This is a genomic window from Amycolatopsis sp. SID8362, from assembly GCF_010550475.1.
Classification (GTDB): domain Bacteria; phylum Actinomycetota; class Actinomycetes; order Mycobacteriales; family Pseudonocardiaceae; genus Amycolatopsis; species Amycolatopsis eburnea.
This window is the reverse complement of record NZ_JAAGNB010000888.1, coordinates 1-1,071: the sequence shown is the minus strand read 5'-3', so window position 1 is coordinate 1,071 and position 1,071 is coordinate 1. Positions and strand designations below refer to the sequence as shown.

Here is a 1,071-nt window from a genome sequence, read left to right as displayed (position 1 = left end):
ACCTCGCGCCACTGGACGTCGCGTACTCGCTGGCCACCACCCGCGCGGCGTTCGAGCACCAGGCCGTGGTGCTCGCCGGCGACCGCGACGAGCTGTTCTCGGGCCTGGCCGCGCTGGCCGACGGTGCCCCCGCGCCGCACGTCGTCGAAGGCCGGTCGGTGCGGGCGGGCAAGCTCGCCTTCCTCTTCACCGGCCAGGGCGCCCAGCGCCCCGGCATGGGCAAGGAGCTCTACGCGCGCTTCCCGGTGTTCGCCGAGGCGCTCGACGCGGTGTTCGCCCACCTCGACCTGGAGCTGCCGCGGCCGCTGCGCGAGGTCGTGTTCGGCGACGACGCCGGGCTGCTCGGCCAGACTGCCTGGACCCAGCCCGCGCTGTTCGCCGTCGAGGTGGCGCTGTACCGCCTGCTCGAGTCGTGGGGCGTGCGGCCGGACTTCGTGGCGGGGCACTCCATCGGCGAGCTCGCCGCCGCGCACGTCGCCGGGGTCTTCTCCCTCGCCGACGCGTGCGCGCTGGTGGCCGCGCGCGGCCGGCTGATGCAGGCCCTCCCGGCAGGCGGGGCGATGATCTCGCTCCAGGCGACCGAGGACGAGGTCGGCCCGATGCTCACCGACGCGGTTTCGATCGCCGCGGTCAACGGACCGGAGTCGGTGGTGATCTCCGGGGACGCGGACGTGGCGCTGCGGATCGCGGAGAAGTTCGAGGCCCAGGGCCGAAAGACTAGGCGTTTGCGAGTCAGCCATGCGTTTCACTCTCCGCATATGGACGCCATGCTCGATGACTTCGCGAAGGTGGCCCGGGGCGTGTCCTACGCCGCCCCGGCGATCCCGCTCGTCTCGAACGTGACCGGCGCGCTGGCCGGCGCCGAGCAGGTCGCCGAGCCCGGCTACTGGGTCGGGCACGTCCGCCGCGCGGTGCGGTTCGCCGACGGGGTGGCCACCCTGCTGGAGCACGGCGTGGACACCTTCGTCGAGGTCGGGCCGGACAGCGTGCTGGCGGCGCCGGTCCGGGAGACCACCGGCCCGGCGGCCACCGTGCTCCCGTTGCTGCGCAAGGACCGCGGCGAGGAGACGG

1 protein-coding gene is annotated in these 1,071 nt (G+C 74.2%); it reads left to right on the top strand.

Features of this window, described 5'->3' with window-relative positions; all coding sequences use genetic code 11:
* Positions 1-1,071, top strand: a 1,071-nt coding sequence (locus G3I65_RS27710; RefSeq protein ID WP_160698722.1) for an acyltransferase domain-containing protein, incomplete at both ends; no start/stop codon positions are given.